This window comes from Vibrio sp., from assembly GCF_050299255.1.
In the GTDB taxonomy this organism is placed as follows: domain Bacteria; phylum Pseudomonadota; class Gammaproteobacteria; order Enterobacterales; family Vibrionaceae; genus Vibrio.
The window spans coordinates 1-15026 of sequence record NZ_JBNKVP010000046.1; the positions used below are offsets into that span (position 1 = coordinate 1).

The 15026-nt window shown below is 49.4% G+C and carries 14 protein-coding genes, 1 tRNA gene and 1 pseudogene; 7 read left to right on the plus strand and 9 right to left on the minus strand.

Features of this window, described 5'->3' with window-relative positions; translation table 11 throughout:
* Positions 1-5: 5 nt before the first annotated feature.
* Together ACQY6F_RS12600 and ACQY6F_RS12605 are read right to left on the minus strand one after the other, a co-directional pair.
* Positions 6-218 carry a cold-shock protein gene (locus ACQY6F_RS12600; RefSeq protein WP_428774862.1) on the minus strand — a complete coding sequence of 71 codons (213 nt, stop codon included), beginning with the start codon at positions 216-218 and terminating at the stop codon, positions 6-8.
* 187 nt (positions 219-405) lie between these two features.
* Positions 406-607 (minus strand): annotated as a pseudogene (locus ACQY6F_RS12605) (IS5/IS1182 family transposase); the annotation flags it as partial.
* Positions 608-1064: 457 nt separating this feature from the next.
* On the opposite strand from ACQY6F_RS12605, the gene ACQY6F_RS12610 reads away from it, so the two are divergent.
* The 4 genes from ACQY6F_RS12610 to ACQY6F_RS12625 all read left to right on the plus strand — a co-directional run bounded on the left by ACQY6F_RS12610 (position 1065) and on the right by ACQY6F_RS12625 (position 3307).
* On the plus strand, positions 1065-1859 hold the full coding sequence (locus ACQY6F_RS12610) for a DUF5602 domain-containing protein (protein WP_428774828.1): 795 nt from the start codon (positions 1065-1067) through the stop codon (positions 1857-1859).
* Between the two features lie 239 nt (positions 1860-2098).
* Positions 2099-2320, plus strand: a complete 222-nt coding sequence (locus ACQY6F_RS12615) for an alpha/beta hydrolase (protein ID WP_428774830.1) — start codon at positions 2099-2101, stop codon at positions 2318-2320.
* Positions 2307-2531, plus strand: a complete 225-nt coding sequence (locus ACQY6F_RS12620; protein WP_428774832.1) for a hypothetical protein — start codon at positions 2307-2309, stop codon at positions 2529-2531. Before ACQY6F_RS12615 ends, ACQY6F_RS12620 begins: the two co-directional genes overlap by 14 nt.
* Entirely contained in the window at positions 2528-3307 is a 780-nt protein-coding gene (locus tag ACQY6F_RS12625; protein ID WP_428774834.1) for an alpha/beta hydrolase family protein, read from the plus strand. The genes ACQY6F_RS12620 and ACQY6F_RS12625 overlap by 4 nt, the downstream gene beginning before the upstream one ends.
* 181 nt (positions 3308-3488) lie before the next feature.
* Here the strand turns inward: ACQY6F_RS12625 and ACQY6F_RS12630 are convergent.
* The 7 genes from ACQY6F_RS12630 to ACQY6F_RS12660 form a co-directional block, all read right to left on the minus strand.
* A tRNA-Gly gene (locus ACQY6F_RS12630) sits at positions 3489-3563 on the minus strand.
* 163 nt (positions 3564-3726) lie between these two features.
* Complete coding sequence (locus ACQY6F_RS12635) at positions 3727-4911, minus strand: hypothetical protein (protein WP_428774835.1); 1185 nt, start codon at positions 4909-4911, stop codon at positions 3727-3729.
* Complete coding sequence (locus ACQY6F_RS12640) at positions 4904-5626, minus strand: ABC transporter ATP-binding protein (protein WP_428774837.1); 723 nt, start codon at positions 5624-5626, stop codon at positions 4904-4906. The genes ACQY6F_RS12635 and ACQY6F_RS12640 overlap by 8 nt, the downstream gene beginning before the upstream one ends.
* Complete coding sequence (locus ACQY6F_RS12645; protein WP_428774839.1) at positions 5626-6858, minus strand: ABC transporter permease; 1233 nt, start codon at positions 6856-6858, stop codon at positions 5626-5628. The genes ACQY6F_RS12640 and ACQY6F_RS12645 overlap by 1 nt, the downstream gene beginning before the upstream one ends.
* A complete protein-coding gene (locus ACQY6F_RS12650; protein ID WP_428774840.1) occupies positions 6848-8077 on the minus strand; it encodes an ABC transporter permease in 1230 nt (409 codons plus the stop codon). Before ACQY6F_RS12650 ends, ACQY6F_RS12645 begins: the two co-directional genes overlap by 11 nt.
* Positions 8078-8081: 4 nt before the next feature.
* Positions 8082-8849, minus strand: a complete 768-nt coding sequence (locus tag ACQY6F_RS12655; RefSeq protein WP_428774842.1) for an outer membrane lipoprotein-sorting protein — start codon at positions 8847-8849, stop codon at positions 8082-8084.
* Between the two features lie 254 nt (positions 8850-9103).
* Positions 9104-11104 (minus strand): HAMP domain-containing methyl-accepting chemotaxis protein, encoded by a 2001-nt coding sequence (locus ACQY6F_RS12660; protein WP_428774843.1) that lies wholly within the window; start codon positions 11102-11104, stop codon positions 9104-9106.
* 416 nt (positions 11105-11520) lie between these two features.
* Here ACQY6F_RS12660 and ACQY6F_RS12665 point away from each other — a divergent pair, with 416 nt between their 5' ends.
* From ACQY6F_RS12665 to ACQY6F_RS12675, 3 genes are all read left to right on the plus strand, one after another.
* Positions 11521-12756: an L-lactate MFS transporter gene (locus ACQY6F_RS12665; RefSeq protein WP_428774844.1), complete on the plus strand. Its 1236-nt coding sequence runs from the start codon at positions 11521-11523 to the stop codon at positions 12754-12756.
* Between the two features lie 71 nt (positions 12757-12827).
* Positions 12828-14438, plus strand: coding sequence for a VRR-NUC domain-containing protein (locus ACQY6F_RS12670; RefSeq protein ID WP_428774845.1), 1611 nt, complete (start codon positions 12828-12830; stop codon positions 14436-14438).
* Positions 14439-14692: 254 nt separating this feature from the next.
* Positions 14693-14881, plus strand: a complete 189-nt coding sequence (locus ACQY6F_RS12675; protein ID WP_428774846.1) for a hypothetical protein — start codon at positions 14693-14695, stop codon at positions 14879-14881.
* Positions 14882-15026 lie beyond the last annotated feature (145 nt).

Genomic DNA, 15026 nt, shown 5'->3' on the forward strand with positions numbered 1-15026 from the left:
TGTATTTATATAGGCTTCACATTAGTCGCACACGGACCTTTTTGCCCTTGTCCTATTTCAAATTCTACTTTCTGACCATCGCTCAGCGACTTATAACCACTCATTTTAATTTCCGAGTGATGAACGAATAAATCTTTACTACCATCGTCTGGTGTAATGAAGCCAAATCCTTTGTCTCCATTGAACCACTTAACTATTCCTGTACTCATATTCTGAATCTTCATATTTGGTGAACTACGGATTACTTCTCTTGCTATCACCATTACAAGAGTCGCTTTGCTTTAAGATTTCATATTAGCTCAAAACTGGGCCAATTGATTAATGGGATATAAAACCATAAGCAACCATTATCTGAAAATGGGCAATAGACAACAAAAATGATGAATATATTTGCAAACCTTGGGATACCGCCAAATTGCGAGGGTGCTCATTTTCCCCAGAAAGCAGATCCCTCACTTGGCGATATGAGCGGAACTGCCCACTTAACCTGTATGGCATCGTAGCAGTCCCTTGTCTCCAGGTATCTCAATGATTTTCGGCGTGTCGGCTTGAGTAAATTGGGAAACACTTTTGCATCTGTCCAGAAAGTAAGAGCCCCCCAATTGATAAGGGCTTTGTTACACTTTTTCCAGTTGGTTGTTTTGTAACGAGGTTACTACGATTTATGAGTATCTCGAGTCAGATCGTCAGTTCCCGATATAGCCCCTTCGAATTACCCAACAAAGCCCATGATTTAGCGTTTTCTATCTGCTGCTTGAACACTTTAGCCCATTCATTATGTTTTCTCTCAGGTAAACCTCAAGCGTTTGCATAAATGGTTTTCAGCATAAAAAGACCTACACTTGTTCAAAGGAAATTTGAATTATAATTTTTCCGCGAATTGTGATCAGTCTGCGAGGCTGGATTAACAACCTCTGAAGAACAGGTTACGACATTTTAAAGAATCTGTGCACGATAATGGGACCGACACGACAAACGCATTAGACCTGTCCTGATTCCGTGTGCTGTTTTGTCTATGGAGCTAATTCCTACAACAAAACATACTGGCGTCTAGGAGACTTATCATGCCGGGTGACAAAAGATCCAAGTCAAAATTGTTAATCAGTTTATCCAGCATGGCGGCTGCCATGCTTCTTGTCGGATGTGCGACGGAAACAGAAGCGATGAAGTCCGGCACGTATGAAGGGTCACGCACCCCTGTTGGCCAGGGAGAAGCGTACTCGTTTATAACTATCGACAGCAATGGCACACCGACAAAGATCGGGATTAAACTGTCCGAATCAGCATTGTCCGGGCTGCCGATGCCCGCAACAGAGCATGAATACGAATACAATCTTCCGCTACCCCCTGAATTTTCCTCCACTGGGTACCGTCAGGTCGTAATTGGCTGGAATCCACATGGGCATATTCCGGTTGGCGTCTATGACACCCCACACTTCGATTTCCATTTCTATATGATTGAGTCCGGTGATCGGATAAAGATAACAGCGGTGGGCGACGATCTTGCCCGCGCCCATAAAGCACCACCTGAACAGTACATGCCAACCGGTTACGTTCTCCCGCCAGGAACCGAGGTCCCTAACATGGGAGCCCATGCGGTTAATCCGCAAGCAGACGAGTTCACGAAACACTCGTTCACCAAAACCTTCATTTACGGCTTTTATGACGGTCAAATGATTTTCGTTGAGCCTATGATCAGCAAAGCCTATCTAGAAACAAAACCGGACGTGCACACAACTATCGCCGTTCCGCTTAAATATTCTCTGCCAGCCTATTATCCGACCAGTTATGGTGTGGTGTATAACAAGGCCAACCGGGAATATGAGATTAGCCTGGATAATTTGGTATTGTCGAAGTGACCAGGCGCCTGAATTAACAGGTTGAAGCATTTGGTAGCGGTATATATCCAGCCAAGAAGCCCGTCTCTTGATCACAAGTCTTATTCAAGAGACAGGGCATTTCTGAATCCCCAGCCTGATTAGAAACAACCAGAATATGAAGTTCTAGTACGCTCCTTTCAGGTAAGGAAAGTACCGCGAAGCCTTAATCGTTGGATATAACGCTATCATCAAACTTACGCTCCTGTAATAGTATTCTGGTGTCACTCGCCGATGCTCAGCGCGCCTTACGCTGTATTCGTTCACGGGCAGAAGAGTGGCGATTAAACCATATTGGAGTGATAGGATTTTCCGCCGGAGGGCATGTCGCGGCCAGTCTGGCTACGCGTTATGATCACGCTGCATACACAGCGAAAGAAAACCTAGATTCACTGAGCGCCCGTCCTGACTTTGCAGCCCTGTTTCCTCGTGCATGCTTGTGACGATCCTTCAGTAAACGCAGAAAATAGTGTTGTCTTTTGGCAGGCGTTAAAAAGGCATCACATCCCTACTGAGCTCCATTTATTCGAGCGAGGCGGTCATGGATTTGGTATACGCGGCACAGAGGGCCTGCCGGCACAAGCCTGGACCAACTTATTCGATACTTGGGCTCAAAGCCAGATTGACGCTAAAATTTTTAAGGAATGCAGATGAAGTACCCACCTAAAATTCCTGTTTTGCCAGATGATACTTTTGTCCAATCAGACGGAGAAGCAAATATACTGCAAGGAAAGTGGCCTGAGCGTTACTACAGTGAAATATCAAGATTAGAGTTACATTATTTCAAAGCGCAACACCCACCCAGAGCTCAGGCATTAGTTTATGTTGGCGGGGGCTATTTACAACTTGTCCATGATAAAGAAGGGATAGAAGTTGCCTTATGGTTAGCGAGTTTGGGAATTGATGCGTATGTGGTGACTCACCGCCTACCTGGCACTACCGACAATCAGGGTAAGATTCGTTGCCACGATACAGTTGTTGACGATGGTATTACTTGCCTGAATTTCCTTAAACAGCGCTCAGCGTTGCCACTTATCCATGTGGGATTATCTTCGGGAGGTCATACTGCAGGTGTAATGGCGTGCCAGAAAGAGCCGTTACCAGCAATAGGCGCTTTAATCGCTTATGCTCCCATTAATGCCAATCATAGAAAATACAAAGCTCCCGAAGGTAAACCTGATTACCCACCAGCAGAAAAACAAGCATTTTATGATAGTTGGCCAATAGGCATAGAAGCAGAACCCCATGGTATTCCACAAGTTCCTATCTTTTTAGCTTACGCTTTGCATGATCAAGTAGTTCCGATAGATCATGCTTTAAACATGATAAAAACGGCTCAGGCGACCGGTCAACGCGTAGAAGCCCATATCTACCCTGATGCGCCGCATGGCTTTGCTTTACGGAATAAGCACGGAACTCATGACCAATAGCATCATATAGCGGAGCGCTGGATCCACGAATTACTGCGCTAACGTTCAGCTGCTAATAAAAAAGGTCGGTGAGAAAGAATTTACATTGGCCTTTTTACAGGGTCTAAAGTACGACGGTGCTTTTTTAACGTTAAGTTAATAGACAACTGGGTAAAACGAAGAAGTTTGAGACTTGGAGACTTGGAGCGTGCAGCGGGAATCGAACCCGCATCATCAGCTTGGAAGGCTGAGGTAATAGCCATTATACGATGCACGCGTCGGCTGGAGTACGGGTTTACTATGCCAGTTCTGATTGAAAAGAAAAGCGTTTTTTTGCCTAAACCGGATCAACCGGTTGCTTTATCGTCAATTTGTACAGTTTAAGATCAGCCAAGCTCAACATTTGCGCTAGGCCCGATAAACCAGACTCACTGGGCTTCTCAGAAACTCCACCTGATGTTGGCAAACAGCAGGGTCGCCGGTGTATCGCCAAACAAACTGCCCCCTGCGCCATCAAAGCGTTGCAGAACAGCGAGCAGTTGCCAGTCATTGGCAAGCGAGTAGCTGTTGGATAATCCAACAAAATACGAACCATCGTCATAAATAACACTTGAAAGTGCAGTTCTATTTAACGGGGTCAGGTCAAACCCTACCTCGACATAGCCGGTATGACGGCTAAAGCTGAGGCTTTTAGAGTTTAAAGGCAGGCTCAGGTAACTTTGCGCGCTGAACACTGCCAGCGGATGTTCAATATACAGATACGCCGCCCTTAGCAACCAGTTCCGGTCGCTGGCAAAACTGTAATCGCTCTCCAGGCTGAATACCTGGTTGTTGGAAAGCCTTCTACCCTGGTAATAGTCTCGCCTCGCCTGGTACCAGCTGTATTCGCCCCGGATTCCGGCACCATACCAATCGGTAGCAAATCCTGCCCCAATTACGTTGTCGAGCGCATTTTTTCCTCCGATCAACTGGTAATCCCAACCCGAATAGTTACCATAATAACGCGCCAAATAGTCGTTCAACTGCTGGTCGCGTTTCGGGCTGAACACCAGTTCAAAGCCATCGGCGATCCCCAAATTTCTACCAATTAGCAGTGCATCACTGCCAGCCCGTTCCTCATAGTCAAAATCATAAATGGAATAAGCATTTAACAGATCATTCGGGTTCCAGATGGTATTCATTGACCAGTTGATACGGAAACGCCCAAGCCTGGCGTTCCAGTCACTGTTTTTCCAGTCGACAAACAGGCGGTCAAACTGGCTGTTAACAAACCAGGAGTCTTCTTCAATCAGATTGCGGTTCAAGTCCCAGTAGCCGGTATCATGGCTAGCCAGCTGTTTGTAATAAGGAATATCGACACTGTCTCCGGCCAACAGCCGGTTTCTCATCCCGGCATTAAATGACCAGCCTGGCTTAAAGCGGTATTCAAAGTTAAAACGCTGGTGAATAAGGTGATCCAGGGTGTTGCTTTGATGATCCGGTAACGTATAGGTGAGCATGTATTTCACATAGCCGCCCAGCTGCCAGTCCTTCTCCGGCTCCAGGCCAGGAACCTGAGCGCTGCAATAACCTGATATCAGCGTTAAGCCCAGAATACACAATGCTCCCCTGTGCGGCTTAGTCATCGCCAATCGCCTCCAGCGCGGATATCGCGCCTGCCGCATCGGTATCTTGTTTCACTTTGCCATCTTCAAACACTATCACTCGCCTCGCGCGTTTAATCACTCTCGGGTCATGGGTAGAGAAGATAAAAGTGGTGCCCTCCTGCTCGTTCAAGCGCTGCATTAGGTCCAGCAACTCCGCGGTACTTTTCGCGTCCAGGTTCGCGGTCGGCTCATCGGCCATAACAAAACGGGGGTTCGGTGCCAGCGCCCGGGCAACGGCTACGCGCTGCTGCTGGCCACCTGACATCTTGCTGGGAGTTTTATCTTTCTGCTGGCTCAGCCCGACTTGTTGCAGCAATTCCAGTGCGCGGCGCTTACACTCTTTCTCGCGGTGGCCCTGCAACTGCATGACAAATTCAACGTTTTCCAGTGCGGTCAATACCGGCAGTAAACTGTAGTCCTGAAAGATAAATCCGATATGGTCTCGGCGAAAGGCTATCAGCTCCTTTTCGGACAAGGTGCAGATATCGCAGTCGTCGATATATACCGAACCCGCGCTGGGTTTGTCGATACCGCCGATAAGATTGAGCAGAGTGGTTTTGCCAGACCCAGACGGCCCCATTACCGCGACAAATTCCCCTTGTTCTATGACCAGGTCTACATCCTGAACTGCACGTACCGGATACTCACTGTCCGGATTATAAGTCTTGCTTAAGCGGGTTAATTTAATCGTCATTAGTTTTTCTCCGCCATGGCATCCACCGGCCGCTTTTTAATGATTTGACGCGCCGGATAGATTGCCGCTATTACGCTGGCGACGAAAATCGTTACCAGGGTCAATTGATATTCCCTGAATGACACTCTCGGGTAGAGTATGGTGTCGACACCGTAGGCACCCAAGCCATCCGACATGCTGTCTAATGGAATGCCGTAATGGTGTAACAGCGCGATTAGTGCCGCGCTTACGGCCAAGCCAATCAAGGCTCCCGACATCCCCAGCAAAATGGTTTCCAGCATGATTAGGCCAAACACTTTGTGCTTCTGCATGCCTACTGCCATCAACACGCCCAGCTCCTGCGTACGCTCAAAAACCGACATCAGCATGACATTGATGATACCGAACATCATCGCCACAACGAAAATCACCAGGATGATTTGGTTACTGACATCCATAGTGCTCATCATACTGGCCAGCATTGGCTGGATTTGTTGCCAGTCGCGTACTGTTACTGTGTCACCAAGCTTCACACTTTTTAGCAGATCGGTGATCGCCTGCTTCGCGGCCGGCGCTGTATCCGCATTGTTAAGTAACAGCGCGATTTCATGCACTCCGGTCATCGCGGCTGTTTTTTGCAGATCGGCTTTACGCACGAACACATTGCCTTCATCAAATTGGGTTGAGGGGGTAGAAAATATCCCTTTGACCCGATAGGCCGCCCCGACAACCTGACCGTCTGCCTCGGTAAAAGTCAGCACCACTTTAGAGCCAACTTTGAGAGTTAGCCTTTCCGCCAGTTTTTTCGACACAACGACCGGATTACGCCCTTCTCCATCCAGCCATTCGCCACTGCTGATGCGGGTATCGAGCGGGGTGACTTTGATTTCATCGTTCACGTTGACCCCATTAATGTGCACACCACGATTGCTGCGCGCCGACGCCACCATGCCAGCAACCACAAAGCGAGCTGACACCGCATCAACGCCAGGCAACTGACGCAGCTTGTCCGCCAGCTGTTCTCCGCGGTCAATCTGCTCTGAAATATCCGGGTTAGTGATATAGAGATGGTTGTGAAGCTGAATATGACTGGTTTGCCAGCGAATGGCATTACTGAGCATACTGTCGACCAGGCCGGTCATAAACCCCATCATGGCCGTCACACCGGCGAGCCCGAACACCATAGCGCCAAGGATAATTGAAGTTCGAAGCTTATTGCGCCAGACATTACGCCAGGCCAGTTTAATGAGCATAGCCACCTCCTTTTAGCGCGGTGGCTACCTCCAGCCTGGACACCCGAAATAACGGGTAGACCAGGCACAGCAGCATCATCAGTAGAACCGTAATGATCTGATTGAAAATGAGCTGCGGTTCAATCAACACAGGCAAGATAGGCTCAAAGCCCGTATCGCGCATCATCTGCGCAGCCTCGCCTGTAAGCTCTATCGGGTTAAAGTAAAAATATCCCAATACCGGCGCACTAAGCAGCAGCCCTAGAATCACCCCCAAGCAGGCGATAAAAACCGATTCCAGCAAAATCATCTGCGCCAGTTTTCGTCGCAACATCCCGGTGGCGAGCATCACCGCGAATTCGCGCTGGCGCTCTAACGTCATCATCAAAATGGTGGCAAACAGGCCAAAACCGACGATGCCATACAACACATAAACCAGAAATATGCCGCTGCTCTTGTCCATTAAAATTTGCTGAGCGAGTTCGGGAGAGAGCTGTTGCCAATCCTTCACTACCGCTTCCGGCTGATACAGGCTCTTAAGCTGTTCAACAGTCTGGTCCAATAGTTTGAGCTGGGTGATATCCAGTACCCAACTGGTCACTAAGCCCTGTGCTGAATAGAGCTGCTGCGCCGCGGTCAGCGACATGTAAACCAGTTGATTGTCGAGTTGCTGGATTGGGAAGTGCAGGATACCCACTACCGGATACAACCCTGCAGCAGTCTGGCCGTGATAGCCTTGTCCGTACAAAACCAGCTCATCCCCTACCTGGATTTGTAAGTAGCTGGCCAGACTCTCCCCCAGTAACACTCCGTTGCCTTTCGGCTGAATAAATCTACCGGCAATAATCTTGGCGCTGATGCGGGAGTAACTGTCTTCTCGCTGTGGGTCTACCCCTAACACCATCACCCCTTTTGAGCGCTCACCAGCCGCCGCAAGAGCAACCGATTCCAGCCGGGGCAGTACCCGGTTAACGCTGGTGACGCTATCAACAGGTCGAATAAAAGCTTCGCTTTGCGGTAACAAGTCATCAATGCTGTTGGTGGTGGAAAAATCCGGGTGCTGCAGTTGAATCAAACCTGTGTAGAACTGAGCGGCATGCTGGATATTGGCACTGTAACTGCCTTCCTGAAAGCAGCGTGTTAACAACGATAAAAACAGTGCCAGCGCCAGCGCCATTGATGTCAACAAAGTGCGCCTTTTCTGCCGCCATAAGTTTCGCCATGCCAACCGAATCAGCATCTTGCTAATCCCGTAACGATTTCATCTGGTTAACAGAGAAAAAATCGTCGTCTATGACAAAATTAAACTGGGCACCATGGGTGGTAAACACGGTTTTATTGCCCGGTTTGTCTACCGGCGCCATTTCCATTCTGGTCGGCAGCTCCCTTCCTCCGAGTGTCTTAATATCAAAGGTTTGCAGAACATTGATCCGGTCTTCGAACTCGTCGTAAAACTCGACTTGTCGTTGCAAATGATTCCGTTTGGATATCCATAGCGTCACTTTGCTCCACACGACTGGAGCGTCTGGCTTTGCAATGGCGTCGATCACCCAGACAGATTCTCCATCAAAGCTGTCTTCACGGATCAATTGGTGCTGGTAATCAACTACGATCGAAGACTGGTTAATCAAATCGTCATTGGTGAAATCTGAACCCATCCAGGACTGGCTTAACATCGAGGGGGCGATTTTAATCACCCGTTCTATGCTCGGCACCCAATTCCACATTTCCCGCCCTCGCTTGAGTGACGCACTGCCTTTATCTTTGGCGGGAGCCGTCACCAGCACCAGCGAAAGCTCTGTACCTTTGGTCCAGCTTTTCATGCTCATAGAGCGGGTCCAATCCGGGCGTATGATCTCCATGGTCGCTTCGCTGTAACTTGAATCACCGCGCATCGCTTTGTCTGATGCGGCGACAATTTCGCTGGCGTTGATATCCGCAGCTGAACTGGCCGAAGCAGAGAAAGAAATCAAAGCACAAAGCAAACTAAAGCCTGCAATAGATGGGCGCATAATGCCTTCCGACTGTTCTGGAATAATAAGTCTAATATAGCAAGCTAAGTGAATGTATTGGTGAGAGTTTGTTCAAAGAACACAGGGGAGAGTAACGAATAAATGCGGCAACATGTTTTTTAATCAGGCGACTTCGCCCTGAAAACCTTCGCCCGGCACGCCGCCCAAGCTGGAAAAACAGAGAGCAAAAACAGGCCCGAAAAGGGCCTGTAACTGGCATCATAACCAGCTAAAAGCGACCGTTTTTTAGCAAGCTAAGCAGTCTTGAACTGGGACATTTCACCGTTCAGTTCGCTGACTTGCTGACGGACCTGTTCCGACACTTCGTTAGAGGTATCACTGATGCTGAGTACGCCATCCACCGATGCAGTAACCTGCTGCATTAGCTGGTTAATGGCCTGAGTGGCATTAGACTGTTGCTCGGCGGCTTCCGACAGAGAGCGCATTTGCCCTTCCAACCGCTCGACCTGCTCAGCGGTGGTGTTTAATGAGCGGTACGCTTGTTCGGTATGCTCCGCCCCCTCACTGGCCAGTTCCTTACTTTTTTCTATCTCTTTCACGACTGTGACCGTCGCGGTCTGAATCGCGTGCACGATCTGGTTGATTTCCGTGGTGGAATCCGTAGTACGGCTGGCCAACATCCGAACTTCGTCCGCCACAACGGCAAAGCCGCGTCCCTGTTCGCCAGCCCTGGCGGCTTCAATGGCCGCGTTTAAGGCCAGCAGGTTGGTTTGCTCTGCCAGCCCTTCGATAACTTCGGTGACTTTGCCAATCGCTTCACTTTCCCGGCTGAGCTGCGATACATGTTCAAACGCCTGAGCCACTGTGGTGTGCAAGGTATCTATGGTCGTACTGTTGTGCTGCAGAGACTCAGCGCCGCTGTCGACCAGTAACTTGGACTCATGCAACGCGGCCAGAGATTCCTCTGCCTGCCGCGCGGTCTGATCAGCATGCTGGCTGACATCGCGGACCTGATCGTCCATCAAATCGATACTGCTCTTCTGCGCATCCAGTTGTGACTGAGTCTGCCGGTTGGCTTCCAGCAGCTGTTCCATACTCTGTGAAACCGCCTCGGCCTTATTGGTAACCCCACTGACGATCCCTGCTAACGAGTGATTCATTCTGTTGATGGAACGGATCAAGCTGGCCAGTTCATCGCTGCCCTCCACCGGTAAGTCTGGCTCAGACACGTCCCCGGAGGAAATCTGCTCTGCCCGGCTGGAAATAATTTTCACCCGCTTGCCGATGCTGCGCCCCATGTATCTGGAGATCAACACGGCGACAGTCACGATAGTCGCCACCGAGACCACCAGCAGCAATATAACCTGGCTGACCGATGTAAATATGCCTTCGCCACTGGTGTTAGCCCGCTGTTGCTGGGCCATCACCAGCGTTTCCAGACGGGCATCCAGCGCGTTAACCGCCGGAACCAGTTCATTAGCCATTAGCTGGTTGGCAAGATTCCAGCCACCAGACTGGCGCAGTTCAATGACTTGCTCGGCTAACGGCAGATAAAGCTGCTGCATCTCATTGAACAGTTCCCACAGGCCTTTGTCGCTGTCGCTCATTAAGGACAACTTAGATTCGATCTCTGTGACATGCTTACCGTGGGCTTTCATAAACTGACGGTATTTATCCAGATGCTCTGCTTTTCCATAGAGCAGGAAATCACGCATTGAAGATAAGGCATTTGCCAGCGAGTTGTAGCTGTCGGCATACAGTCGGAACAGCCGCTTACGTTCGCCACCTTCACGATTGCCAGACTCGTCATTGATAAGACCTTGCAACTGATCGAGCGCCACTTCCGCGATTGGCGCAGCTTCGTTGATAAATAACGAATGCGCCGGCAGGTTCTCTTCCGAGTGGCTCAGCTCCGCTATTTTATTTAGCTGTTCCACGACAGACTGCCATTCCGCCACTACAGCCTGATAATCACTCTCGGGCAACAACGTTTCTAGCTTGGGAAGATTCTCATCGGTAGCGCCAATGATATCTAACAGCTGGTTACGCTGCTGGTTACCGACGGATTCATCCGCCCCCAGCAACATATAGGCACGTACGGTCGAAAGACTGGCCTGTAACGACTGCTGAACCGAACGGCTGGTATCGACCGTCGGTAAATCGGTGATCAATAGTGATTCCGTATGATTTTTAACCGTATTGACACTTTGATATGTGAACAGTGCAGAAACGATAAAAAGTACTGCAAGCGACAGAAAACTTAACTGCAACTTCCCTGATATCGTGAGTCTCATCCAAACTACTCCTTGTCTGTGTTTCGCTCGCTACTATATCGAATTAATACTCTACTGTTAATTATATGTTACTCAATGTGCTCTGTTTTTCGATTTTTTGTGTCAAAGATCCTGTCTGTTTTCGATAAACTCTATCAGGTTGACTCGCTAAACCATTGGACAACATTCATTTCTTATCCGGCCGTTTTAACAGCATTCAACAATCACAAGCCTGGTTTTCCACACATGGCCAATTCACCAATTTAAAACCCTATACATACAATTAGTTAACAACTGATATTTTTAATATTTAACCCTCTAAAAGTGATTCCATTAGCCCTCAATTTGGCTATAATTCGCGCCCATTGCGACATTTGTTGATAGATGCAAACTTATGTTGTGTTTGTTGACTCCCCCAACATCAACACGGAATCAAGATGAACAAATTCGATAAAGCAACGCGTATTCTGGCGGCAGGTTTTGGTATCAACCTCTGTCTGGGTATTCTTTACGCATGGAGCGTTTTCAATAAAGCACTGGTGAGTAATCTTGGCTGGAGCGCCGCTGATGCGTCTTCCCCTTACGCGACCGCAACCATCACCTTTTCTATCTGTCTTCTGGTTGCGGGGATTCTGCAAGATCGCATGGGCCCACGTAAGATTCTAATCCTAGGCACAGTGTTAACCGGACTGGGTATGATCGCCTCTGGTATGGCCGAATCTGTATTCATGCTTAACGTTACCTTCGGGGTAGTCACTGGTGCCGGTATAGGTTTTGGTTACGCTTGTCTGGCACCTTCGGCAATGAAATGGTTCCACCCATCCAAAAAAGGTATGGTCAATGGTCTGATCGCTGCGGGATTTGGTCTCGCCGCTATTTATCTGGCCCCGCTGACTTCAATGCTGATTGGCTCAGTTGGTATCAGTACCAGTTTTATGATTCTGGGTGCCGGCGTACTAGCGATTGCCGTGCCGCTGGCCTGCACCATCAATAACCCGCCTCAGGGGTACACGCCTGCCGCACCTGCGGGTTCTGCTGCTGTGAGCAATAAACCCGCTTCCAGCCTTGAATTGAGCTGGAAACAGATGCTCAGCACACCACAATTTTACGCCCTTTGGATCATGTACGCTTTTGCCGCATCAACCGGCCTGATGATCATTGCCAACATCACTACCATTGCCAGTGTACAGGCTAGCCTGCCAAATGCAGTTTACCTGGCCTCTATCCTGGCAGTGTTCAACTCTGGTGGTCGTATCGCGGCGGGTATTCTTTCAGACAAAATTGGTGGCGTTAAAACCCTGCTGCTGGCGTTTATCATTCAGGGTGGCAACATGCTGATGTTCAGCAGCTATCAGGGCGAATTTACCCTGATAATCGGTACTGCCCTGGCGGCTGTCGGCTACGGTACCTTGCTGGCGGTATTCCCATCCATTACTGCCGAATACTACGGTCTGAAAAACTACGGTACCAACTATGGCGTACTGTACACCTCATGGGGTATCGGCGGCGCCATCGGCACCGCACTGGTGGGCTACTCTATGACTCAATCTGGTGACTACAGCCTGGCCTACCTGATTTCGGCCGGCATGATGGCCGTCTGCATTACGCTGGCGCTAGTGACCAGACCGCTAAAACAGCACGCAACGCAAGCAGAGTTAGCCCAAGCTGCATAACCGGCGGTTTCGATTGCAAATTCTTTATCAAGGCTTAACCTATGGTTAAGCCTTTTTAGTACGTAAAGCCGATGCAGCCCAGCCCGACACTTGCCCCAGATTACTACCTGAATAATTTTGTCACTCTGGTACAACATGCTCACCAGTGGTATTCCGATCTGCTCACTGATTCCGAGCATCAGTGGCTGGAGCGGTTCGCGCAACTGGATCACCCTTCACAATGTCTGCTGGTACGAATGCTGGCCCGCAAAGGCTGCTGGTTTCGCAGTGACAAGCTTAGCTACAGTGAAATTGGCCCGCCGGAGCTGGTATTGCAGAACTTACACCGGCATGGATTTGTACAGTTAAATCCCTCCGCCAGTTTTACCACTCTTGCCCAGCAACTTCTGACTAAAACTGAACTGCTCGGTTTATGCCCGGAGCTACCCCGCTCGTTGGCAAAATCCGCCATGGTCGAGCAACTGACTGACCAGGTGTTCGACCACTATCACGCGCTGAATTTCACCGTCATTGAACTGCGCAGCAGCGAGATTCTTAACCTGCTGCTGTTGCTGTTTTTTGCCAACACGCGCCAGGACTTAACCCAGTTCGTCCTTGATGAGCTCGGGCTACATCAATTTGAGCCCTATCTGTTGAGTCGTCAGCGGCGGTTTTTCCCCTCGCGTGACGATGTGGACCGATTACTGCAAATCAGTCAGTTATCCGAACAGGCATGGCTGCTGGATCGCAAAGACCCAGTGCAGCTGTTTGCACTTCTCAACCAAGTGCCTTCACCAACCGAACACGACTACGTTGAGCGCAAAAGGCAGCACCTGATCAATCACCTGGCCAGGGATCTCGAACGCGTCGGAGAATACAGCGCCGCACTAGACTGGTTCAGCCAGACTCTGCTGCCGCCAAGCCGCGAACGTCGGGCCCGGATTCTGGATAAGCTTGATCAAAACGACCAATTTGAAAGCTTAGTGCAGGATATGCTCACCGCCCCGAAAGACCGCAGCGAGTATGAAGTAGCGGAAAAGCTGCTGGTTCGCGTGCAACGTAAGGCCGGTCAGAAAGTACCGCGCAGTAAAAAGCCCAGCCATGACACTGTGACGCTGTCACTCGATTTGAGTCAGTCAAGAGTGGAAGTTGCCGTGCGGGAATATTATCAGGCGCAGGGCTGGTCGGTGCATTTCGTTGAAAATGCTTTTCTTAACGGCTTATTCGGGCTTGCGTTCTGGCCAGTGCTGTTTGCGCCGGTAGAGGGGGCATTTATCAACCCGTACCAAACCGCCCCTAAGGATCTCTACCACAACGACTTTGCCGACAAACGCCGTGAACTTATCGACCAGGTGTTTGAATCGCTCGGCCAGTCAGGATACCAAATCATCAAACAGCGCTATCAGCAGAAAAGCGGCATCAGCAATAGCTTCGTCGCCTGGCCGCTCATTACCGCTGAGTTGATTGACCAGGCCGAAGCCTGCCTGCCCGTCTCCCGGCTCTGCCAGCTGTTCCGAGTGCTGCTGAGCGACCTGAAACTGTACCGAAACGGCATGCCGGATTTGATCGCGTTTAAAGATGGTCAGTGCCGGTGGATAGAGGTTAAAGGCCCCGGAGATAAGCTGCAGGACAATCAGTGGCGCTGGATAGCCGAATGTAATCGATTAGGCATGCCGCTGGTTGTCTGCTACGTTAATCAGTAAGCAAGTAAATTTAACGGGTCACTGCCAGGAGCACTGGGATTCGGTGATCGATTAAAAGTTACTCGCGTAACTAGCGAAGAGAGCAGTGGAATCTAGCCAATAATTGGGCTAGTTCGCTAATGCAACCGGTTAAATAAGAACAACTGATTGTGGTCAGATTCAATATTTGCATTTTGCAATTGTTGACTACACTAGTGGTGAGAACAATAAAAAACCGTACAACCAAGTGTTCATTGAACATGAGGAGGTGGGTTATGAATATTTCAGATAGCATTCGAGCCATTGAACAACAAATTTACGTGGCCTACTCTGAAGGCGACTACGATACCGTCAACATGCTGGAGCACCAGCTAGAAGTACTGCAAAATCGCAGAGACCATGAGTACGACGTCGATCCGTACGCCACGGAGGGAAAGCTATTTCAGGACGATGAATGGTACTGATCAAAAATACCAGTACGTTAGCATTCCGATAGTGACTGAGTTGAAAAGCCCCGTTCAACGGGGCTTTGTTTTTTCTGCTTAGCAACAACCAATCCACCAACCTCTATATATAACAGTAGCTTAGAATTACTCCCTTAAAGGCAAC

Coding starts and splice junctions, on each gene's coding strand:
- ACQY6F_RS12610 (WP_428774828.1), top strand. CDS start 1,065: ATGCCGGGTGACAAAAGATCCAAGTCAAAATTGTTAATCAGTTTATCC.
- ACQY6F_RS12625 (WP_428774834.1), top strand. CDS start 2,528: ATGAAGTACCCACCTAAAATTCCTGTTTTGCCAGATGATACTTTTGTC.
- ACQY6F_RS12635 (WP_428774835.1), bottom strand. CDS start 4,911: ATGACTAAGCCGCACAGGGGAGCATTGTGTATTCTGGGCTTAACGCTG.
- ACQY6F_RS12640 (WP_428774837.1), bottom strand. CDS start 5,626: ATGACGATTAAATTAACCCGCTTAAGCAAGACTTATAATCCGGACAGT.
- ACQY6F_RS12645 (WP_428774839.1), bottom strand. CDS start 6,858: ATGCTCATTAAACTGGCCTGGCGTAATGTCTGGCGCAATAAGCTTCGA.
- ACQY6F_RS12650 (WP_428774840.1), bottom strand. CDS start 8,077: ATGCTGATTCGGTTGGCATGGCGAAACTTATGGCGGCAGAAAAGGCGC.
- ACQY6F_RS12655 (WP_428774842.1), bottom strand. CDS start 8,849: ATGCGCCCATCTATTGCAGGCTTTAGTTTGCTTTGTGCTTTGATTTCT.
- ACQY6F_RS12660 (WP_428774843.1), bottom strand. CDS start 11,104: ATGAGACTCACGATATCAGGGAAGTTGCAGTTAAGTTTTCTGTCGCTT.
- ACQY6F_RS12665 (WP_428774844.1), top strand. CDS start 11,521: ATGAACAAATTCGATAAAGCAACGCGTATTCTGGCGGCAGGTTTTGGT.
- ACQY6F_RS12670 (WP_428774845.1), top strand. CDS start 12,828: ATGCAGCCCAGCCCGACACTTGCCCCAGATTACTACCTGAATAATTTT.
- ACQY6F_RS12675 (WP_428774846.1), top strand. CDS start 14,693: ATGAATATTTCAGATAGCATTCGAGCCATTGAACAACAAATTTACGTG.